The organism is Hymenobacter sp. BRD67, from assembly GCF_013256425.1.
In the GTDB taxonomy this organism is placed as follows: Bacteria; Bacteroidota; Bacteroidia; order Cytophagales; family Hymenobacteraceae; genus Hymenobacter.
This window is the reverse complement of record NZ_CP053904.1, coordinates 2,074,645-2,095,099: the sequence shown is the minus strand read 5'-3', so window position 1 is coordinate 2,095,099 and position 20,455 is coordinate 2,074,645. Positions and strand designations below refer to the sequence as shown.

The following is a 20,455-nucleotide window of genomic DNA, read 5'->3' as shown; positions in this document are numbered from 1 at the left end:
ACAATTTCTGACGGCAAAGGTTGCAGCTATTCCTGTGCTTTACGGGCGGCTACCAGCTCGGTTACTTCAAAGGCAAAAACCATAATGCCGGCAACCTGTCCCAATTCCTTGAATTGCTGATAGGTAAAGTTGAAGTACCCCTGGCGCATCTCAGGGCTGCCTTCGTGCAGCTGCAGCTGTAGCGGCACCTCGTTGCCAATATAGGTTTTGCCGGTTTGGTACACGCCATTGAGCAACTCTAAAATACCTTGGCGGCTCACTTCCGGCAGGGCCTCCTGCAGGGGGCGCCCAACCAGCTGCCGGTCGGGAAAGAGCGACTGATAAGCGGTGTTTACGAACTCGAACCGATGCTCGGGGCCGCGCAGAATGCAGATGAGCGCCGGGGCCTGCATAAAGAGCCCGTGGTAGGTAGCCCGCTGGCTTTCCGCCCGCTGGTAGTTCTGATACGCCTGCTCCGAGAGCAGCGCTTGCTGCTCGTTGGCTTCCAGAATCTCCTGCACCAGCATTTTCTGGTCGTGGATATCGGTAGCCCCACCCACCCACATGGTAATCTGGTCGTTGGCGTCGCGGCGGGCCTGGGCCCGTGCCAATATCCAGCGGTACTGGCCATCGTGGCGGCGCAGGCGGTATTCTACCTGGTAGGGCGTGCCATTTTTCACGGCCTGCTGCCACTGGGTACGCACCCGCTCTTGGTCGTCGGGGTGGAGGTCGTTCAGCCACTGGTAGCCTTGCTGGTCGGCTAGCTCCTTGCCCGTAAAGCTCAACCAGCGGGAGTTAAAAAAGTCGCGTTGGCCATCGGGCGTAGCTGTCCAGATAAGCACCGGCAGGTTGGCCAGCACGAAGCGCGTACGCTCCTGCTCATCGGCCAGCTTTTGCTGCGCGTCGGCAGTCGCCTGGGCGTTGCGCAGCTGCTGGGTGACGTTCTGGGTGCGCTGCAAAATATATTGCAGCTTGCCATCGGGGGTCAGCAGCGGGTAGTGGGTCGCCTGCCAGTACGATTCCTCAAAGCCGCCGCCCTGCTCGGCCGGCCGCTCCAGGTCGTAGCGGATAACAGGCATGGCATGCGGCTCCAGGAAATTGCGCACGTGCTCGTGCGACTGAAAAATGACATCACCCTCGTTTTTGTCTACCGATGGGTAGGCCTCAAACAGCGTGCGCCCCAGCACAGCTGCCCGGGGTTTCATTGATACGGCTTCGTGGCTATTGGTATTATCCAGAATAGTCGAATCGGGAGCCATCAATAGGAAGTTTTCGGGCAGCGCCCGAAAAAGCTGTTGATAATCGACGGGCAGAGCAGGGGTGGGCATAGCGCAGAAAAGTAAGCGTGCCGAAAGTTAAGCACATAGGCCCTAAACGCGAGTGCAAGCCGGGTGTTGCGGGTTTTCGCCCAACCTCTTCTGCCAACGGTTCAGCTTCGGCTTTTGCTGTTTCGGGCACTTTTACTTGAAGGCCGCCGGCCGGGCCGGGCACCTTTGAGCCAGTCAATCGCCTCCCTTGCCGGCCCATGAAAACCCCGCTCCTTGCCGCCCTGCTTACCCTGAACATTCCGCTGGCTGCGCTGGCCCAAGCGCCTGCCCCCACTGCTTTTTCGGCCGCTACCAGGCTCAGCGGCCTGGTGCTCGATGCGGCGGGCCGCCCGCTGCCGGGGGCTAATGTCTTTCTCAAAACCACCTTCGACGGCGCCATTACCGACTCGCTGGGCCGGTTTAGCTTTGCTACCAACGCTACCGGCACCTTGCCGCTGGTTATCACGCTCATCGGCTACGAGTTGCAGGAAACGCCGCTGGCGCTGCCCGCCGGGGGCGGGCCGCTGGTGCTGCCGGCCCGTCGCCTGCGCGAAAGCCGGGCCTCGCTGGGCGCGGTCGTTATCACGGCCGGGGCTTTCGAGGCCAGCGACGAAAAGCGCTCGGCTGCCCTCAAGCCGCTCGATATTCTGACCACGGCCGGGGCGATGGCCGACATCGCCACGGCGCTCAATACCCTGCCCGGCACCACGCGGGTAGGGGAGGAAGGCAAGCTGTTCGTGCGCGGCGGCGCGGCCTCCGAAACCCGCACCTACCTGGATGGCCTGCCTGTGCAAAGCCCCTACGGCGGGGCCGTGAGCGGCGCACCGGCGCGGGGCCGGTTTTCGCCGTCCTTATTTAAAGGTACCATGTTCAGCACCGGCGGCTACTCGGCCGAGTACGGGCAGGCGCTGAGTGCGGTGGTGGGGCTGAGCTCCATCGACCTTGACCCCGAAACCCAGACCGGTATCTCGCTGCTGAGCGTGGGCGGCAGCCTTTCGCGCACCCAGCGCTGGGACCGTACTTCCGCCTCGGCAAGTATCGACTATAACAACCTGGCACCCTACTACGGCCTCACCAGCCCCGATAACCGCTGGGAGCGGGCCCCCGAGCGCCTCGGCGGCTCACTGCGCCTGGCCCATCGTACCGGCGAAACCGGCATGCTAAAAGCCTACGCTACTTTCAGCAGCCAGCAGGTAGCCGTGCGCCAGCCCGACCCCGAAGCCGCTTACGCGGCCAATGGCCGCCTTACCGGCCTGCGCAACGACAATTTCGCCCTCAATACCACTTACCGCACGGCCCTGCGCCGGGGCTGGAGCCTGAACACCGGCCTGGCCCTGGGCCGCGAGCGCAACACCATGCAGCCCGAGCCCCAGCGCATCGAGGAGCTGGAACAGACCGCCACCGGCCGCCTGGTGCTCACCAACGACTCGGCCAGTACCTGGTTCAACCTCAAGCTTGGGGCCGAAACCACTTTGCAGCGCTATGGCCTCACCTATCAGGCCGCGCCCGACTCGGCCAGCTATACGCCGGGCTTTCTGGAAAAACGCACTGCCTTGTTTGGGGAAAGCGACCTGAGCCTGGCCCCGCGCATCACGGCGCGGGTGGGGTTGCGCGGCGAGTATTCGGCCCTGCTCGGCCGGGCCAACCTGGCCCCGCGCCTGGCCCTGGCCTGGCAGCTCGGGCGGCCAGCCAGCTCTCGGCCGCCGGCGGGCTGTTTTACCAAAACCCCACCAACGACCTGCTGCGCGTGCGCCCCGACCTGCGCTTTGAGCAGGCGGCGCATTATATAGTAAGTTATCAATATATGGCCCACGACCGCACCCTGCGCGCCGAGCTGTACTATAAGGATTACCAGAAGCTGGTGCGCTTCGATGGCGCTAATCCGTTGAATGCGGCGGCTTATGCCAACTCGGGCGGCGGCTACGCCCGCGGGCTCGACCTCTTTTACCGCGACCGCTACCAGACTTTTAAGAAGATAGACTTTTGGGTAAGCTACGGCCTGCTCGATACCCGCCGCCAGTTTCGGGCCGACCTGGCCCCGGCCGTGCCCACCTTCGCCGCCACCCACAACCTCAGCCTGGTGGGCAAGTACTGGCTGGCCACACTGCACACGCAAGTGGGCGCTACCTACAGCTACGGTAGCCCCCGCGCCTACTACAACCCCAACCTGCCCGGCTACAACCAGGGCCGCACGCCCAGCTTCCAGACCCTCGACCTCAGCCTGAGCTACCTCACGCACCTGGCCGGGCAGTATACCATCGTGTACCTGGGCGTCAGCAATGTATTGAACCGCGACAATATATTCGGCTACCGCTACGCCGCTGCGCCCGATGCCGCTGGCCACTACGCCGGCGTGCCTACCCGCCTGCTGGCGCCGCAAATGCTGGTGGCCGCCGTGTTTATCTCGATTAATAAAAAGGCTCCCGGCGATACCACGGTAGCGCCCGACTAGCCGGGGCACGCTTTGGCAGCCTTTGCCCTCGCTTCGGAAGCGGCTTTTGCGGCTTCGGCTCCGGGAATTTTTGCGGCGCTCCCTCTCCCGCCACCTTTGAAACAGCAACCCGCTCATCTACTTTCTCCTTCACCTACTTCCTCATTGCCATGAAAAAGTCGCTCTTCACGCTCGCCCTGCTTGCCGCGGGCTTCGGTGCTTCGGCCCAGACTATACCTGCCACTACTGCCGCTAAGACCCAGGTGGCTATGCCCGCCGGCTATGCCGACCTGCTCGGCGCAACCATTACCGAGGTAATGAACACCGGCGATGCGGCCACGCTCAAAGGCTTGGCCAGCAAGCTGGAGCGGGCCGCTGCGGCGGCCCCGGCCGACTGGCTGCCGCGCTATTACCAGGCCTACGCGCTGCTTATTAATGTTTTCCAAAGCAAAGAGGCTGCCGATGCCAAAGACAAGACCCTCGACCAGGCCGAGGCGGCGTTGGCCCAGGCCCGCAAGCTGGGCGGCGACGAGTCGGAGCTGCTGACGCTGCAAGCCTATATGTACCAGGCGCGGCTGGGCATTGCGCCCCAGCAGCGCGCCCAGAAATACTCGGCAATGGTGGCCGAAACCGTGGGCCAGGCTGAAAAGCTGAACCCCGCCAACCCGCGCCCTTACCTCGTGGCGGCTAATAATGTATATTACACGCCGGCTATGTTTGGCGGTGGCTCCGAAGCTGCCCGACCACTCTACGAAGCGGCGAAAGCGCGCTTTGCGGCCTTTCAGCCGGCTAGTGCCCTGGCGCCCAACTGGGGCCAAAGCCAGGTGCTTGGCCGGCTCAGGCAGTACGAAATGGCCGCTACTGCGCTACCAGCAACCCATTAGCTAACCTGAAAACCACGCGAAGCTACTGGGCTTCGCGTGGTTGCGTTGTAGCTTTCGCCCTTGTTTTTTGGATATAAATGAACGTCTCTGCCCTCTCACCCGAACCGGCGGCCTGCGCTACGGCTAAGTCTGGAGCACGCTGGCAATCGGCGGAGCTGCGCCGCATACTGCTGTATATGGTGCCCGTGGCGGTCATCGTAGCGTTTATGACCAGCGGCCCCGACTGGCGCAACCCGCTGGCGTTGGCCTTGAACTTTGGGTATGCCTACTTATTCGCGGCCGGACTGGGCGTGGGCAACAGTCTGCTGGCCGATTGGCTGAGCCTGCGCGTAAGCTGGACCAAAGAGCCCACAAAGCGTCTCTGGCTCTCGCTCACGCTTACGCCGCTTGTATCGGCAATAATTATTGGGGCCGTCGATGGACTCACGGTAGCTATCTGGCAGCTATCGCATCACGCGCTGCTGTTTCGCATCAGCTGGTTCTGGAATTTCTGGTTTCCGCTGGTTATCACCAGCGTGATTTCGCTGGGCTTTCATTCCAGCATTTTTTTGCGAAACTGGCAGGCCGCGGCCGTGCGGGCCGAGCGCCTCGAAAAGGAAACCGCCGTGGCCCGCCTCGACTCGCTGCGCCGGCAGGTCGACCCGCATTTTCTCTTCAATTCGCTTAACGCCCTCACCAGCCTGGTAGAGGAAGACCCGACCCGCGCGGTGCGCTTCATCCGGCAGCTCAGCAGCGTGTACCGCTACGTGCTCGACAGCCAAAGCCAGGAGCTGGTGCCGCTCGGCGAGGAGCTGGTATTCGCCGAATCCTATATTTTTCTGCAAAAAACCCGCCTCGCCGATGCCCTATGCGTGGAGTTTAGCGGCCGGGAGGCTACTGCCAGTGGCTTCTATCTGCCGCCGCTGGCCTTGCAGCTTTTACTCGAAAATGCCCTGAAGCATAACACTGCCTACCAGGCCGACCCGCTGCGCCTGCGCGTGAGCGTGGACGCCGCCGTTGCCACGCTCACCGTGCGCAACACGCTGCGCCCCCGCCGCTTGCCGGCCGATGAAGCCTCGGGCCGCGGCCTGGCCAACCTGCGCGCCCGCTACGCCTTTCTCACCACGTGCCCCGTCGAGGCCGGGCCGGTGGGAGAGGAGTTCGTCGTAACCTTACCGCTGTTGAAGCTATGAATTCTAAAATGCTACTACCACGATTTCGGAGTTGCGGGACAGTAACGCGGACTTTTAGTCTGCCAGTAGGCCGGCCGGATGCGGCCGGACAAAAAGGCTGCGCTACTTGCCCGGCCGAACACTGACTCCGCCATTGTGCTAATAATTAAATAAACCCTATGCTCCGAGCCTTACTCGTTGAAGATGAGCCTCTGGCCGCCCGCCGGCTAACCAACCTGCTGCAAAGGCAAGCTGAGCCGTTTGAGATACTCGGCCCGGCCGAGTCGGTAGCGCAGGCCGTGGCCCTGCTGCAAGCCGGCCCCGCGCCCGACGTACTGTTCCTGGATATTCACCTGGCCGACGGCCTCAGCTTCGAGCTGTTTGAGCAAGTACGCATTACCTGCCCCGTCATCTTCACCACCGCCTACGACCAGTATGCGCTGCGGGCCTTCAAGGTCAACAGCGTCGATTACCTGCTCAAGCCCATTGATGAGGAGGAGCTGCGCGGGCCATCGCCAAGCTACGCGCCCGGCTCGTCCCGATGCCCGGCGCAGTGCCTGCGCCCGTGGCGCCCGCGCTCGATGCCGCCACGCTGGCCCAGCTGGTGCAGCAGCTGCGCCAGCCTACGCCCAGCTACAAAACGCAGTTTGTGGTGCGGGTGGGCGAGCACCTCAAGGTGGTGCCCGTCGAGCAGGTGGCGTACTTCTTCAGCCTCGAAAAAACGACGCTTCTGCAAAGCACCGACGGTCGTAAGTACGTGGTCGACTACACGATGGAGCAGCTCGAAAGCCTGCTCGACCCGACTCAGTTCTTCCGTCTCAACCGCGCCTACCTGGCCCGGCAGGCGGCCATCCACGACATCATTCACTACACCAACTCGCGCCTGCAAACGGTACTCAAGCCCGCCCCGCCCGAAAGCGAAGGCCCCATCCTGGTAAGCCGCGAAAAAGTAAGCGTGTTTAAAAGCTGGCTGGACAGGTAGGGAAATCAGTGAGCAGTGAATTGTTCACTGCTCACTGTTCACTGATTTACTGTTGTCGAAGGCGGCGTAGCTCCAGGGTGAAGCCGGGTAGGACGGGCTCGGCGTTCAGCAGCTGGTCGAAGCCGACGACCGGGCGCACAGGCTGGCCGGGCTCAAAAATGTAGGCCGATTCGCTGGCCGGTACCAGCAGCCAGCCCAGCCGGGCGCCCGCTTCGAGCCACTGCTCCATCTTGCGCATCGTATCGGTGAGGCGGTCGGAGGGAGAAAGCAGCTCGGCCACAAAATCGGGGCAGATGCGGGCGAAGCCGCGCCGGTCGTCAGCAATCAGCGCATCCCAGCGCACCCGGGCAATCCAGCTGGCATCGGGCGAGAGCATGGCCCCGGTCGAAAGCGTGAAGCCGGCCGATGAGTCGAAGGTGAGGCCAAGTCCGTGCTGTCGGTTCCAGCTAACCAGCTGATAGGTTAACTCGCTGTTGGTAGAGCCGGTTTCGGAGCTGGCGGGGGCATAATGGTGATTTGATGGGCGGAATCGCGCTCAATGCGCAGGTCGCGGTGGTCCTGACAGAACTCGAAAAACTCCGCGTCCGTGAGGCGGTCCAGCACCGGGGTTTTCAACTTGATGACGTCCATAGCGGCGGGCAGTTAAGGCAACAAGATACGGGAAAACTCAGCCTTCGAGCCAGCTTTTTACGGCGCCGGCGCGCTCCTTGCTCACCAGTATCTCGTCGGCTGGCGCGGGGTGCAGCTCCACCAGCAGCTTGCCGCCGAAGTGCGGCACCAGCCGACGCACGGCCGGCAATTGGGCAATGAGCTGGCGGTTGAGCCGGAAAAACTGGGCCGGGTCGAGCAACCGCTCCAGCTGTTCCAGGGTGTAGTCGACCACAAAGCGGCGGCCGTCGTGGGTGGCCAGCGTCACGGTTTCGTGGCGGCTCCAGAACCAGGCCGCCTCGCCGGTGGGCAGCGGCAGCAGGCTCTCGCCCTGGCGCACCAGAAAGCGCGCCTTGTAAGGCCGCTGGGGCCGGGGCAGCGCATCGAGCAGGCGCTCAATGGAAAAGTTATGAGTTATAAATTCTGAGTTAGGAGTTGCGCTTGGAGCGGCGGCCGGCACGGTGGGCAGCTCATACCGCATGGCTTGTAGCTTGGCAAGAGCTGCTTGCAGCTCGGGCAGCTTTAATGGTTTTAGTATATAGTCGATACTATTAGTCCGGAAAGCTTGCAACGCGTACTGGTCGTAGGCCGTGGTGAAGATGACCGGACTGCGCACCACGGTCTGGGCAAAGACGTCGAGACTGAGGCCGTCGGCCAGCTGGATATCACTGAGAATGAGGTCGGGCGCGGGGTGCGTGTCGAGCCAGGCCAGCGCCCCGGCCACGGTGTCGAGCACGGCCAGCACCTGGGCCGTAGGCGCGGCCTGGCTCAGCAGCCGCTGGAGGCGCTCGGCGGCCGGGTACTCGTCTTCGAGAATCAGGATACGCAGGTCAGGCATGGGGCAGGCGGGCGGAAAGCAGCGGCAAGGTTACGGCAAACTTGTCCGCCGTCTGCTCCACGCGCACCGGGTACGCCGCGCCCAGCAGCGCGTAGCGCTGGCGCACGTTGGCCAGGCCCGTGCCGGTACCGGGCGCCAGCCCGGCGGTGCGGGGCTGCCAGTCGTTTTCGACGCGCAGGCTGGCCGCGTCGGCCACGAGGCGCAGGTGCAGCGGCCGGGCCTGCGAGGCTTCGTTGTGCTTAAGCGCGTTCTCGACCAGCACCTGCACGCTGAGCGGGGCAACGTGGCCCGCCAGCGCAGCGTCGGCAATGTCGTAGCTCACCCGCACGTTGTCCCGAAACCGCACTTTTTGCAGCGCCACGTAGGTCTGCACGAAGGCCAGCTCCTCGGCCAGCGGCACGGTGGGGCGCTCGCGACTCAGCAGCACGTAGCGGTATACATCGGCCAGGCCCTCGACGTAGTGCTGCGCCGGCTCGTTGGCCGGCTCGATGAGCGCGGCCAGGGTGTTGAGCGAATTAAAGAGAAAGTGCGGGTCGAGCTGCCGGGCCAGCGCATCGAGCTGCGCCTGGGTGCGGGCCTGGGTTAGCTGGTCGGCGCGGCGCAGGTTGGCTTCCCACTGCTCAAACAGGTGTCGGCTTTCGTAAACGAGCAGCACGATAAGGGTCGAAACCAGGTTGAGGCCCGTTTCGCGCAGGGCCTGGGGCAACTGTAGGTGGTAGCCTTGCAGCGCCCCCAGGCCCGCGCCGAGGGCCAGCGTCACGAGCAGCGTATAGCCCACCGACCCGGCCGCCAGCCACCACAGGCGGTGGGCCGTGTCGCGCGCCTGGGGCCAGCGCAGCAGCAGCCGGCGCCACAGCGCCACGTTACCAAGCCACAGCGCCAGCGTGAACGTGAGCGAGATACCGTAGGCTACCAGCCAGTGCCGGCCCGGCGGCACCTCGAAGATGCCGCGCGGCACCAGCTCCAGTGCTGCCACCAGTAAGATACCCACGCGCAAAAACTGCCGGTTGTTCATCGCCGCGAAGGTCGGAGTAATTGCCGGGCCGGGCGCTAGAGCAGCGGCCGGCCCGCCAGTGCTTGCAGCAGCAGCCCGCCTACGGCAGCCGCGTACAGTGCCGCGCCCACCCACGTCAGCACTGCCGCCCGGTGCGGCACCTGGCGGCTGAGCGCCCAGCCCAGCAGCGGCAGGGCCTGCAAGGCGTGCATCCCCAGGAAGTGCGCGATGCGCAGGTCGCCGGCTGCGGTGCTCCAGCCCAGGCCCGGCAGGCCAGGCCCCCCGTCGGGCGCGCCTATGGTATGCTGCTGATTGTGAATCATGAAGCCGCCCAGCGCCGAGCCCACCAGGAACACCAGCAGCCCCAGCCTCAGGCCCCACACGTAGCCAGCCGGACCGTGCGGCCGGTAGCGCCAGGCCAGGTACAGCGCCCAGCCGGTCATGGCCGTGTTGACTACGATAAACACCCCCATCAGCCCAAACAGCACGCCGTTGAGCGGGCTGCTCACGTTGTAGTGCGAGGTAATTCCGCGCCCGGCCTGGATGAAAATCACGGCTTGCTCGACCACCATGCTCAGGGCCACGCCGCCGCTGAGGCGGCGCACCGCCCGTTGGGCCGGCGCGGGCAGGTCGGCCAGCAGCCAGGCCAGCGTCCAGGTATAAGCCACGATGGAGAGCGAAAACTTGAGCGGCTTCACCCACACCAGCACCCCGGTAACGTGGCGATGGTCGAGGGGTAGCAAGGCCAGCGCCAGCGCGGCCAGGCCCACGTTCAGCCAGCCGGCGGTCGACAGGGCGGGGTTGACGCGATGCAGCACGCGCCGGGCGTCGGCCAGGCGCTGGCCCAGGCCGGGCGCGGCGGCCGGGCCAGGGGCGTTCGTGCTGAAATCAGCGAGCGAGAGGGTTTTCATATGTTTGATTGCTAGCGGGTTGAGGGAATGTTTTTTGTCCGAAAAGGCGGCGCACCCCGAAGTACACCAGCAGCCCCACCGGCCCGAACAAAAAGGTGAGTGCCAGCGCCGGCACCAATGCCCAGTGCGGCACGCCGCGTCGCTGGGCATCGCGCACTTCCCAGGCCCCCGTAAACAGGTCGAAGCACAGGTAGTGTACCCAGCCCGCCAGCAGCGCCCAAGGGTCCTGAAACAACGCCGCCACCTGCGCCAGCGAGCCGAAGCCGCCCGCGCTGCCGTGCGGCCCCAGATAGTGAGCGGTGATGAGCCCGGCGTAGGCCAGGCCTAGGCCCAGCGACCACGCCCCGCTGAGGACCAGGGCTTTGGTAACGCGCCAGCGCGGGGCCAGCACCAGCAGTACCCAGCCCAGCAGGGCCAGCGAGTTGGCAATTGAGAATAACAAGTCAGGAGTCAACAGCATGAGGCAGGAGTGGGTAGGTGCCTCAAAAATAGCGTTTGCCCCCACTGGGGTGGCGGTGGTTTCGGGGTGAGGCGGCGCTTTGGGCCCGTGAAGCGGCCGGGGGCCGGGGTGAAGCGCTGGCGGGGATGGGACTATATTTGCGGCCCGGTCAGGGTCAGGCAAGCCGGTAGATGCTATGCTGGTTTTGGTACAACACACGGCCTGGCGGGGCCGGTTTTTTTTAGAGACAATGGGCCGTTTTCGGCTGGTGCTGGCCCTGGCGGCGCTGCCGCTGGGCGCCGGCGCCCAGGCGCGGCACCCAGCGCCGCCCTTTAAGGCCCCGGCTTTTCGGTCGTCCACGCCCGAGCCCGTCGGGGCGGGCGTTGTGGTGAGCGGCCACCTCGATAAAGCGCCGGCCAACGTAATTACCCTGAGCTATGGGCCCGACTGGCGGGGCACCTTACCCAAACGGTGGCCGCCAGGCTGAGTCCGACCGGCGATTTTCGGCTGGTGCTGCCCCAACTGGCTGCTCCTACCGAAGCCCGACTGGGCTACAACAACGAGTACGCTACCCTCTATCTTACCCCCGGCGACGACCTGCGCCTCTCCTTTGACCCCGCCCGCCTCAACCAGACGCTGGCCTTTGCCGGGCGCGGGGCCAACGCCAATAACTACTTGACCCAGAGTAGCCTGGTAGCCAGTCTCGACGACGAGGCCCGCCGCGCGCCCGATGCTCAGGCGGCCCACCTCAGCGCCGCCGCCCTGCGCGGCGCAGCCGATACCTACCGCCAGCAGCGGCTGACCGCGCTCACGGCCTACGCCGCCCGCCGCCCGTTGCCGCCCGCTTTTGTGCGCCAGCAGCAGCAGGCCATTACCTACGAGTGGGCCAGCACGCTGCTCAGCTACTCGTCGCGGCAGTCGGCGGAGCGTCGGCGCGATGGCTATGCCACGCTACCGGTGAATTACTACGATTTTCTGCGCGAGCTGCAGCTCGACCGCCAGGATTCGGCCCTTACCCAGAATGCGTTTCAGAGCCTGCTCATGACGTACGGCTTCACCCAGCTCAACGACGAGGCCGGCAACCTGCCCGCTGGCCCCGATGCCGGCCGCCGCCTCTACCAGCGGGCCACCGATGCGCTCGGCGATGGCCGCGTGCGCGATGTGGCTGTGGGGCAGTACCTGATGGGCAAGGTCGAGTCGGAGCATACTGATATCCGGGCGCTGCTGCCCGATTTTCAGGCCCACAATCACGACTCAACCATTGCCCGCGACCTGCGCCGGGCCGTGCGTGCGCACCTGGCCCTGGCCAACGGCCAGCCCGCCCCCGACTTTACGCTAACCGATGCCAGCGGCAAAAAAGTAGCGCTTAGCGAGCTGCGGGGCAAAGTGGTGTACCTCGATTTCTGGGCTACCTGGTGCGGGCCCTGCCTGGCCGAGATGCCCGCCAGCCTGGAGCTTCGCCGTAAATTCGCGGGGCGGGATATAGTATTTCTCTATGTATCGCTCGATGCCAGGGCGGCCGACTGGCAAAAATACCTCACTACCAAGATGGTCGCTACGCCCAATGCGGTAGAGCTGCACGATGGCGGGGCGTTTGACGGGCCCGCTGCCCGGGCATTTAATGTGCAGTCAATTCCCAGCTACTGGCTTATCGGGCGCGATGGCCGGCTCATCTCCAATAATCCGCCCCGGCCTTCTACCAGCCCGGCCATCGACAATGCCCTGGAGCAGGCCCTGAAACCTTAGCCTTGCCGGGTAATTAAGAAGGTATTATTATTTATTTGCAATAATGTATCCATATCTTGCGCGCCGGCTGCGTGCAGCTGTTAGCTCATTTGCTTGCTCCTACTACTGCCTTAGCTCAATTGCCTGGAATATTGGTTCTTATACTGCTGGTAGCCGGCCCGGCTCGAGCTGACCCCGCCCCAGCCGATACGCTGCGGCCCGAGCCACTTTTTGCTCGGCGGCGGCTGGTGGTGCAGTACGACTCGCGCTACTCCATCATCAACAGTCACTTTTGTACTATCAACGGCCTCAAGCTGGGGCTAGAGTGGCGCGGGCGGGTGCGTACCGGCGCGGCCGTCTATTTTCTGAGCTCAGGTATCCCCACCGTGCGCGAACTGCCCGATAATGCGGCCGATGCCGCCAATGCGCAGCTGCGCTTTCGCTACCTGGCCCTTTACGGCGAGTATGCCATCTTAGAGAATCCCCGCTGGGAGCTGAGTGGCAGCCTGCAGGCGGGCCTGGGCTCGGCGTACGTGCTTTATCAGAACGAGGACAATGTGAGCGACACCACCCCGCGCGACCTCATCGGCCTGCTCGAACCCTCCGTCGCGGCCCAGATGCGGCTCTTTCCGTGGGTGAGCCTGGGGGCCGGGGCCGGCTGGCGACAACCGGTTTTCGTGCCCCAGCCAATTCGTCGCGAATTAAGCGGGCCCGTCTTCTACCTCAGGGCCAAGGTGTTGCTGGGGCCGCTGGTGCGCACCGTGTGGCAGCATAAGCCGCTTTTTACGCAGGAGGGCCTCCAGGTGCAGCCCCAGAGGCATCACCGTCGTTAACGCGTACTCCCTGGCCGGCTATACCAGGGAGCAGGAAATACAATAGCTTATTTGCCAGTCGAATACGTAAAGCCTACGGTCAGGTTTGTATTGAGTGAGCTGCGATTCTCCACCGCAATGCTTTCGTAGGAGTACGTGTAGGCGGCCGTCAGGGCCAGGTGCCGGCTCACGCTGAAGCTCAGGCTGCTGGTCGAGTTGAGGCGGTAGTCGTGAGTGAAATCCTGCAGCGAGGGCTGGTAAAAGCTCAGTGCCGTGAACACTACCGGTCCCTTGCTCAGGCGTAGCTTGAGGCGGGTAGAAGCACGCGGCACTTCGCGTAGCAGTCCTTCGAGATACTGCGTGTGCTCATACAGAAAAAACTGGCTGAGACTGACTTCATTGCGCAGCGTATCGAGGTACAGCTGATAACCCGCCCCCACGCCGCCTACCAGGCGCCGCGCAATGGCGCGCAGGTTGCTCTGCTCGCCTTCGGCCAGGGCATAGTACTTCAGGCGGCCCCGCTTGTAGGCCGGGGTCAGCAGGCCCAGCAGTTCGCGCTCGCGCAGGGCGCCGTCCTGCTTGCCGTAGCTGAAGTTGAGCGCCGCCGGCAGCAGCCAGTGCTTGCCAAACGCCAGGTTGCCGGTGTGGCTGGTGGTGAGGTACACGCGCTCTACCGTGCCCGTGCTGTAAATACCCGTGAGCGCCGCCGTGTAGCGGATGCCCTGGCCACTCACGTTATAGGTTTCAAACTCCGACGACGGCAGGCCACCCGCCGCGTTGGTGCTGGCCGCCACTACCGGCGCGGTCGTAGTTGCAGGCGCCGTGCGGGTCGAGTCGGCCGGGGTTTGGGCTGGGGCCTGATGTGCGGCAACCAGCAGCGCGCCCACGATAAGGAGTGTTTTAAATATAATTTTTACTATATTCATCGGGCCGGCTTACTGGTCGCGGCGCGGGCTCTCCACGCCCCGCAGCGTAGCGGGGCGGTCAAGCTTGCCCGAGGCCGTAGCTTTAAAGGCGGGCACGTATACCACGCTCTTGGGTACCTCATATTTAGCGAGGCGGGTGCCGAGCAGGCTCAGCAGGCGCTTTTCGGCGGCGGCGGGCAGCGCTTCGCCCTCCACGTAGGCCGTTACGGCCTGGCCGAGGCGCTCGTCGGGCCGGCCGGCTACAAAGGCCCGGCGCGATTGCCCCAGCTCGGCCAGGGCCACGTCGAGCACCTGCTCTACCTTCTCGGCCTGCACCTTCACGCCGCCCGAGTTTATCACAAAATCGACCCGTCCCAGCCAGTCGAAGGTATGTTTGTCAAGCAGCTCGATGCGGTCGTTGGTCACCACGAGCTTGTCGTCGGTCACGTCGCCGCGCACCGTGAGGCAGCCGCGCTCGTCCTGGCCCAGGTGCAGGCCCGGCAGCACGCGGTAGTGCGGGCCGGCGTCGGGACCATTGAGGCGGCGCAGGGCCATGTGCGAGGCCGTTTCGGTCATGCCATACGTCAGATACACCGGCACCTTCAGCTTCTGGATTTCCGTCAGTAAGCTCGGCTCCACGCCCGCGCCACCCACCAGAATGGCCCGCATCTTATTGAGCCGCGCCGCCCGGCCGGCCGCCAGCACGGCCCGCAGCTGCAAGGGCACGAAGGCCGCAAAATCGAACTCCGCCCCGGCTGCCACAAAGTCAAACGGGTCGGCGTGCGGCTCCACGATAGTCAGGTGCATGCGCCGCTCCAGGCCGCGCACCAGCATCATCTTGCCCCCGATAAACTCGCAGTTGAGACAGACCAGCGCCCGGTCGCCCGGCCCGAGGTCGAAGTAGTCACCCGTGCGCGCCGCCGAAGCCGCCAGCTGCCGCCGCTTCAGCACAATCAGCTGCGGCTGCCCGGTGCTGCCCGAGGTGCGCAGCCCAAACTCCTGGGCCCCCGTCAGCCACTGGCGCAGCAGCTCCAGCACCTTGGCCTCGTAGCCATTGAGGGCGGTGTGCGGGTTGGGCGTCTGCTGAATACTTGCGTAGCTGAACTCGCGGCCGTTGAGCAGGAGCGAGGTGGGGAGGTTGGGGGAGGACATGGGGGCAAAATTACGGGCCAGCCCTGCACTAGGAGATGTTATTTCATCCAATAGCGCATAATATTATTATTTTCTAATATGTTAATCATGTGCTATTTTAAGCCTGCTTAATGCCAAAGACTATGAAAGTGAAAAACTATTGTTTGCTGGCCCCTTTTCACAATTGCCGACAAGTCACCTCGCTTCTTTATCAGGCTGTCACCAGCTTGCACATAGGCAACCAGCGAATACTGTTCTGCTCGCAAATAGGCTTCACGAGCAGGAGGCGGGAAACTGTCATTTGTTAGCTCTGACGAAAAAAACGACCTTCCCCAATCTATCTCCTCTGCTAGCAAGGTGCCTTGCGCAATGGATAATACAGGCTCACCACGGACATTTAAGTACTTCTGCCGAACTACTGCTTTGCTATAGAGTTGGCGAGCGTCAGCGGCGTCCTCCGCCGGAGTAGGCAGTCTGTTATTAGCTACTACCCAGATAAATATCCCTATCATCGGGATGACTGGCAGCACTTTCCACTCAATTGAGTACGACTTTTCACCTAGTAAGTACTCAAGCGCTTTTGCGAGGGATAGCCTAGGTGGCATCTGTTCCTAACCGGGTTTGGTTATCAGTTTTTTTTGCCATACTCATATACCACGTAGCCCCAGGACTCCATCTTCCACGGCTTGCTCGTGAGCGGCTCAGTGGCGTACCTGAACAGGTTAGAGGGCTTGCCCTGCAAGGCTTTTTCCTTCACGCTGATAGTCTGGGCCTTGTTTGATAAGTTCAAAATGACCAATACCTTTTTGCCGGCTTTTTCGCGCACGTAGGCATACACGGCCCGGTCGTCGCCCACGCTCACCTTGCGAAACGAGGCATCGGCCGCTAGGGCCGGGTTGCGCTGGCGCAGGGCCAGCAGCGTCTGGTAAAACCTGGCCCGCTGATACTTGCCGAAAGCCATCGGGTCTTTATCAAAAAACTCGAGCGGACGCAGCACCGGCTCTTCCTGCCCGCTGTAGATGAGCGGCACGCCGTTGCCCATCGTTTGCGTAAACACCGCGAACGGCGCGTGTACCCGGCCCGGAAACGTGCCGTAATCGGCTTTGTTCCAAGTGTTTTCGTCGTGGTTGCTGGTGAAGTACATTTCAATCGTGCCCTTCGGATACCTGCCCTGCCAGCCCCGGTACACGCTGTCGAGCGCCGTAGCCGGGCTCTTACCGGCGGCTACCTTTTCCATTGCGTGGAACATGTGCCACGGGTACACGGCGTCGAAGCCGCTGCGGGGCAGGTAGGCGCTGTCGCCCTCGGCCAGCATAAACAGCGGCTTGCTCTGGCGCAGCGTCGGGATGGCGCGCTGCCAGAAGCTGGCCGGCACGTTCCAGGCCACGTCGCAGCGGAAGCCGTCGATGTTGCTGGTTTTTACCCAGTAGCGCATGGCCGCAATCATGCTGTCCTGCATTTCAGGGTTTTTGTAGTCGAGCTGCTTGGTATCGGCCCAGTCGAAAGCCACGGCGGGCTGGCCAGCCTTGTCCTTTACAAAGAAATTGGGGTGCTGGGTCAGCCAGCGGTTGTCGGCGCCGGTATGGTTGGGCACCCAATCGATAATCACTTTCATGCCCTTCGCGTGGGCAGCCTGCACCAGATGCCGCCAGTCGGCCATCGTGCCGTACTCGGGGTTGAGCTTGGTATAATCGGCCACGGCGTAGTAGCTGCCCAGGCTACCCTTGCGGGCCACCTTGCTGATGGGGTTAAGCGGCATAAACCACAGGGTTTCGACGCCCATTTTATGCAGGCGGTCAAGGTGTTTGGCAAAGGCATTGAGGGTGCCTTCGGGCGTGTACTGACGCACATTCACCTCGTAAATGTTGCCTTGTAGTATCCAGGCCGGGTGGGCCGCCGGGGTGCTGGCCGCCACTGGCCGCTGCCCAAAGGCCGGATGAAAGCAGCTTATGCTGAGCAAAGCCAGTAGCAAATAGTTTTTCATGACCGCAAAGTAGAATGGCAGCAAATGGAATAATACTCCACGCCCGGCTATTTTAAATAAAAAGGTGAGTGAGTACTTGCTTTTGCAAAGAAAGCTTCGTATACTTACTACGCATTACACCCGCTCCGCCATGACAACCTATTCGCATTCCGCCCCCGAATCGGTACCGGCTACCGAAGCCAGCAATGTGCAGGCCACGATTGTCCCTTGTCCTATTATGGCAGCTGTGAAAGCGCGTGCCAAGGCCTTGAAGAAGCTGCGTAAGCACGAGAACAAGCGGTTCTTCTTTAGCTGGTGTGCCTGCCTGCACGCGCTTGGCTTCAGCTTTTAGCTTCCTGAGATTATCCTAAAAGAAACGCCGCACTGCTTATATGCAGTGCGGCGTTTCTTTTGATAGTCCGGGCCTTACACAATCTTGCAGCGAATAGCGGCGTCCTCATTCACTGCATACACAGCGCACAGGCGATGATAGCCGTCGGCAATTGTCACCTTGGTATTGGCGCTATCCCGGACTAGCAGCAGCGGAGCAAGCTTTTCGCCACGGGTTATCTTATTATACTCCTGCTCCACATACCGGTTGCCAGTGTCCAGCATCGGCAGCGCTGATGCCCGAAAGATATCCTTGGCCTGAAAATCGGAGGACGAAGTTTCTTCCAGCTCCTTTACCATCTGTTTGGCTAGGTCCGCTTTATATAACAGGCTCAGGTAGGTAGTGGCTGCCTTGTAGTCGTGCTTTTTAGGCTTTTTCAGCCATTTTATTTTGTAGTCGTCAGACATCGAGAATAGTGCAAAATGCCATTGCTGTTTGAGCGTTATACTTCCGGTTCAGGCGCCGGGTTTAAGTTATCACCATAAAAAGCATGGCCTACTCTTCTATTATCACAGTTTTCAGATAAGGCGCCCTGTTGTAGAGACGCATCTTTGCGTCTCTACAACAGGGCGCAAGCTGCTGTAGCAGAAGAGCAACTGAAGTTTATAAATATATTGAAAATAATATATTTAACCTACGGAAACTTCGGAAACTTCGAGAAGTCGGGCTTGCGCTTTTCTATGAAAGCGTTTTTGCCTTCTTTCGCCTCTTCGCTCAGGTAGTAGAGCAGCGTGGCGTTGCCGGCCAGCTCCTGAATGCCGGCCTGGCCATCCAGCTCAGCATTGAACGACGATTTCAACATGCGGAGCGCCAGGGGGCTCTTTTCTAAGATTTTGTGGCACCAGGCCACGGTGGTTTCTTCGAGCTTGTCGAGCGGCACTACTTTGTTTACCAGGCCCATATCGAGCGCCTCCTGGGCGTCGTACTGGTCGCAGAGAAACCAGATTTCGCGGGCTTTCTTCTGGCCCACGATGCGGGCGAGGTAGCTCGCGCCAAAGCCGCCATCAAACGAGCCCACCTTGGGGCCGGTCTGCCCAAAGCGGGCGTTATCGGCCGCAATAGTCAGGTCGCACACCACGTGCAGCACATGGCCGCCCCCGATGGCCCAGCCCGCCACCATGGCAATAACCGGCTTGGGAATGGAGCGAATCATTTTCTGCAGGTCGAGCACGTTGAGGCGCGGCACGGTGTCGGCGCCCACGTAGCCGCCGTGGCCGCGCACGCTCTGGTCGCCGCCCGAGCAGAAGGCCTTGCCGCCCTCGCCCGTAAACACGATGACGCCGATATCGGAGCGATTGCGGCAGATATCCATCGCCTCAATCATCTCCTGCACCGTGAGCGGCGTGAAGGCGTTGTGCACCTGCGGCCGGTTGATGCTGATTTTGGCAATACCCCCGTGCTGGGAGAAAATGATTTCCTGGAACTCCTTAATCGGGGTCCACTCGATTGTTTCAGACATAAAAAAAGAACTTTGCGAAACTTTGCCAACTCTGCGAAACTCCGCGCTAATTGCTTTCGCGCGGAGTTTCGCAGAGTTGGCAAAGTTTCGCAGGGTTAGGAAAAAGCCTGTTTTACCGCTGCTCGGTACTCTTCGAAAAAAGCGGCGTTGGTTTTGGAGTCGGTGAAGATTTCCAGCACGGCCGCGCCGCTTTCGGCTGCAAAGAAAACCGGCAGCGCGGCATTGAGTTCGTCAAAAGAAGAAACCGGGAAGTAGCGCAAGCTGAAATCGCGGCACAGGTTCTCGGCCGTGAGCGCCTGGGTGGTTTCAAAAAACTCGTCCAGCTCTGGCTGCTGGCGCGGCCCGTCGATGATGCGGAAGATGCCGCCGCCGTGGTTGTTGAAGAGTACCACCCGCAGATTTGGGGTAGGGTAGTTGTGCCAGAAGGCATTACGGTCGTAGAAAAACGCCACGTCGCCGGTGAGTAGCACCACCGGCCGTTCGGGCTGCGCCAGCGCCGCGCCCACGGCCGTACTGGTGCAGCCATCGATGCCGCTGGTGCCCCGGTTGGCAAAAACTTCGATTTGCCGGCCGGCGGGCAGGCCCAGAATATTAGCGTAGCGCACGGCCATGCTGTTGGCCAGGTGCAGGGCGGTGTGTTCGGGCAGGGCCGCCAGCGCGTAGTTGAAGGCCGAAAACTCGTTGAACGGCTGGCCGCTGGCGCTGAAAAAGCGAGCTAAAAAACTGGCTGCTTCCGCATCTGCCCGCTGCCAGGCCGCCGCGCCGGAGGGCACGTTCGACGGCGCGGTCTCATCAGCGACCGCAGAGAAGGAGGGATTCGAACCCCCGGACCCGTTATAGTCAGCGGTTTTCAAGACCAGGAGCTGTTGAAAAAACGTGGCGGGCTGCACCCGAATAATACGCGTAAGCCGGCGAAAGGTATCGGCTGCTTCGCCGGAAGCCTGCAGGTGCCAGTGCTGCGACGGGGCGGCGTCGCGCAAAAACAGCTTTAGGCTTTTCGAAATTAACGATTGCCCGAACGTGATAAGCAGGTCGGGCTGGAGCGCCGCTTGCTGCGCTTTGGGAAGTCCCGCCAAAAAGATGTCCTGCCGCTGCACCGTGCGGCGCACGTCGCTCAGATTCGAGATGACATCGGCTACTACGGCCGCTTGCCGGGCCGCCGCAAACTCATCGAGCGCTGCTGCCAGGCCCGGACTGGCGGCCTGCTGGCCGACCACTACCACTACCCGCCCGGCCGTGCGCAAGTGCTCGCGCAACTCCAGAATTTCCGCCGGGGGTAGGGCATAGTGCGAGTGGTCGTCCCGAATGATTTTTACATCCTGCTCGTACACCACTTCCTCGCCCGCCTTCGGATAAAACGGCTCGCGCAGCGGCACATTCACCTGCACCGGCCCGGCCGGCCCGGCTTGCGTCAGATTAATCGCCTCGTTGATAGCTCTTTCACCATGCCACTTGGCATCGGCGTGCGAGGTGTCGGCCGGAAAGTCAAAGGTACCCTTGGCGTG

The 20,455-nt window shown here is 62.2% G+C and carries 22 protein-coding genes and 1 pseudogene; 10 read left to right on the top strand and 13 right to left on the bottom strand.

From position 1 onward, the window contains the following. Positions 1–26 precede the first annotated feature (26 nt). Positions 27–1,307, bottom strand: coding sequence for a PAS domain-containing protein (locus tag GKZ67_RS09765; RefSeq protein WP_173242119.1), 1,281 nt, complete (start codon positions 1,305–1,307; stop codon positions 27–29). A 197-nt stretch (positions 1,308–1,504) separates the two neighbouring features. On the opposite strand from GKZ67_RS09765, the gene GKZ67_RS09760 reads away from it, so the two are divergent. The 6 genes and pseudogenes from GKZ67_RS09760 to GKZ67_RS22570 all read left to right on the top strand — a co-directional run bounded on the left by GKZ67_RS09760 (position 1,505) and on the right by GKZ67_RS22570 (position 6,734). After that, a complete protein-coding gene (locus GKZ67_RS09760; protein WP_173242118.1) occupies positions 1,505–3,076 on the top strand; it encodes a TonB-dependent receptor in 1,572 nt (523 codons plus the stop codon). Beyond that, positions 3,034–3,738, top strand: coding sequence for a TonB-dependent receptor (locus GKZ67_RS09755; protein WP_173242117.1), 705 nt, complete (start codon positions 3,034–3,036; stop codon positions 3,736–3,738). Before GKZ67_RS09760 ends, GKZ67_RS09755 begins: the two co-directional genes overlap by 43 nt. Positions 3,739–3,887: 149 nt before the next feature. Continuing rightward, positions 3,888–4,601, top strand: a complete 714-nt coding sequence (locus GKZ67_RS09750) for a hypothetical protein (protein ID WP_173242116.1) — start codon at positions 3,888–3,890, stop codon at positions 4,599–4,601. Between the two features lie 77 nt (positions 4,602–4,678). Next, a complete protein-coding gene (locus GKZ67_RS09745) occupies positions 4,679–5,773 on the top strand; it encodes a sensor histidine kinase (RefSeq protein ID WP_173242115.1) in 1,095 nt (364 codons plus the stop codon). Positions 5,774–5,931: 158 nt separating this feature from the next. After that, a pseudogene (locus GKZ67_RS25110) lies at positions 5,932–6,198 on the top strand (LytR/AlgR family response regulator transcription factor); the annotation flags it as partial. Between the two features lie 95 nt (positions 6,199–6,293). Further along, positions 6,294–6,734 carry a LytR/AlgR family response regulator transcription factor gene (locus GKZ67_RS22570; RefSeq protein ID WP_217278725.1) on the top strand — a complete coding sequence of 147 codons (441 nt, stop codon included), beginning with the start codon at positions 6,294–6,296 and terminating at the stop codon, positions 6,732–6,734. A gap of 46 nt (positions 6,735–6,780) precedes the next feature. Here GKZ67_RS22570 and GKZ67_RS09735 read toward each other — a convergent pair whose 3' ends face one another. Genes GKZ67_RS09735 through GKZ67_RS09715 form a run of 6 tightly spaced genes read right to left on the bottom strand, consistent with a single transcriptional unit; the run spans position 6,781 to position 10,585 of the window. Then, positions 6,781–7,188 carry a Uma2 family endonuclease gene (locus GKZ67_RS09735; protein ID WP_254245234.1) on the bottom strand — a complete coding sequence of 136 codons (408 nt, stop codon included), beginning with the start codon at positions 7,186–7,188 and terminating at the stop codon, positions 6,781–6,783. An 8-nt stretch (positions 7,189–7,196) separates the two neighbouring features. Then, entirely contained in the window at positions 7,197–7,364 is a 168-nt protein-coding gene (locus GKZ67_RS22565) for a hypothetical protein (protein WP_217278724.1), read from the bottom strand. A 37-nt stretch (positions 7,365–7,401) separates the two neighbouring features. Continuing rightward, entirely contained in the window at positions 7,402–8,220 is an 819-nt protein-coding gene (locus GKZ67_RS09730; RefSeq protein ID WP_254245184.1) for a LytR/AlgR family response regulator transcription factor, read from the bottom strand. After that, entirely contained in the window at positions 8,213–9,235 is a 1,023-nt protein-coding gene (locus GKZ67_RS09725) for a sensor histidine kinase (protein WP_173242113.1), read from the bottom strand. The genes GKZ67_RS09730 and GKZ67_RS09725 overlap by 8 nt, the downstream gene beginning before the upstream one ends. A gap of 35 nt (positions 9,236–9,270) precedes the next feature. Then, the gene (locus tag GKZ67_RS09720; protein ID WP_173242112.1) at positions 9,271–10,125 is read right to left on the bottom strand and encodes a hypothetical protein; all 855 of its coding nucleotides are present in this window, start codon (positions 10,123–10,125) and stop codon (positions 9,271–9,273) included. Beyond that, on the bottom strand, positions 10,103–10,585 hold the full coding sequence (locus GKZ67_RS09715; RefSeq protein ID WP_173242111.1) for an ABA4-like family protein: 483 nt from the start codon (positions 10,583–10,585) through the stop codon (positions 10,103–10,105). The genes GKZ67_RS09720 and GKZ67_RS09715 overlap by 23 nt, the downstream gene beginning before the upstream one ends. 229 nt (positions 10,586–10,814) lie before the next feature. Here GKZ67_RS09715 and GKZ67_RS09710 point away from each other — a divergent pair, with 229 nt between their 5' ends. The 3 genes from GKZ67_RS09710 to GKZ67_RS09700 all read left to right on the top strand — a co-directional run bounded on the left by GKZ67_RS09710 (position 10,815) and on the right by GKZ67_RS09700 (position 13,122). Further along, entirely contained in the window at positions 10,815–11,051 is a 237-nt protein-coding gene (locus GKZ67_RS09710) for a hypothetical protein (RefSeq protein ID WP_173242110.1), read from the top strand. After that, positions 11,036–12,310, top strand: a complete 1,275-nt coding sequence (locus tag GKZ67_RS09705; RefSeq protein WP_173242109.1) for a TlpA family protein disulfide reductase — start codon at positions 11,036–11,038, stop codon at positions 12,308–12,310. Before GKZ67_RS09710 ends, GKZ67_RS09705 begins: the two co-directional genes overlap by 16 nt. Before the next feature lie 131 nt (positions 12,311–12,441). Next, on the top strand, positions 12,442–13,122 hold the full coding sequence (locus tag GKZ67_RS09700; protein WP_173242108.1) for a hypothetical protein: 681 nt from the start codon (positions 12,442–12,444) through the stop codon (positions 13,120–13,122). 47 nt (positions 13,123–13,169) lie between these two features. On the opposite strand, the gene GKZ67_RS09695 is transcribed toward GKZ67_RS09700, so the two are convergent. The 3 genes from GKZ67_RS09695 to GKZ67_RS09685 form a co-directional block, all read right to left on the bottom strand. After that, the gene (locus GKZ67_RS09695; RefSeq protein WP_173242107.1) at positions 13,170–14,027 is read right to left on the bottom strand and encodes a DUF481 domain-containing protein; all 858 of its coding nucleotides are present in this window, start codon (positions 14,025–14,027) and stop codon (positions 13,170–13,172) included. A gap of 9 nt (positions 14,028–14,036) precedes the next feature. Further along, on the bottom strand, positions 14,037–15,158 hold the full coding sequence (locus GKZ67_RS09690; RefSeq protein WP_173242106.1) for an AMP-binding protein: 1,122 nt from the start codon (positions 15,156–15,158) through the stop codon (positions 14,037–14,039). A gap of 607 nt (positions 15,159–15,765) precedes the next feature. Then, a complete protein-coding gene (locus tag GKZ67_RS09685) occupies positions 15,766–17,121 on the bottom strand; it encodes an alpha-amylase family glycosyl hydrolase (RefSeq protein ID WP_173242105.1) in 1,356 nt (451 codons plus the stop codon). A 130-nt stretch (positions 17,122–17,251) separates the two neighbouring features. Between GKZ67_RS09685 and GKZ67_RS09680 the strand changes: the two genes are divergently transcribed. Continuing rightward, complete coding sequence (locus tag GKZ67_RS09680; protein ID WP_173242104.1) at positions 17,252–17,452, top strand: hypothetical protein; 201 nt, start codon at positions 17,252–17,254, stop codon at positions 17,450–17,452. A gap of 74 nt (positions 17,453–17,526) precedes the next feature. Here GKZ67_RS09680 and GKZ67_RS09675 read toward each other — a convergent pair whose 3' ends face one another. From GKZ67_RS09675 to GKZ67_RS09665, 3 genes are all read right to left on the bottom strand, one after another. Then, positions 17,527–17,898 (bottom strand): hypothetical protein, encoded by a 372-nt coding sequence (locus tag GKZ67_RS09675; RefSeq protein WP_173242103.1) that lies wholly within the window; start codon positions 17,896–17,898, stop codon positions 17,527–17,529. Between the two features lie 227 nt (positions 17,899–18,125). Then, on the bottom strand, positions 18,126–18,950 hold the full coding sequence (gene menB, locus GKZ67_RS09670; protein WP_173242102.1) for a 1,4-dihydroxy-2-naphthoyl-CoA synthase: 825 nt from the start codon (positions 18,948–18,950) through the stop codon (positions 18,126–18,128). A gap of 95 nt (positions 18,951–19,045) precedes the next feature. Continuing rightward, positions 19,046–20,338 (bottom strand): thiamine pyrophosphate-dependent enzyme, encoded by a 1,293-nt coding sequence (locus tag GKZ67_RS09665; protein ID WP_317172286.1) that lies wholly within the window; start codon positions 20,336–20,338, stop codon positions 19,046–19,048. Positions 20,339–20,455: the final 117 nt, after the last annotated feature.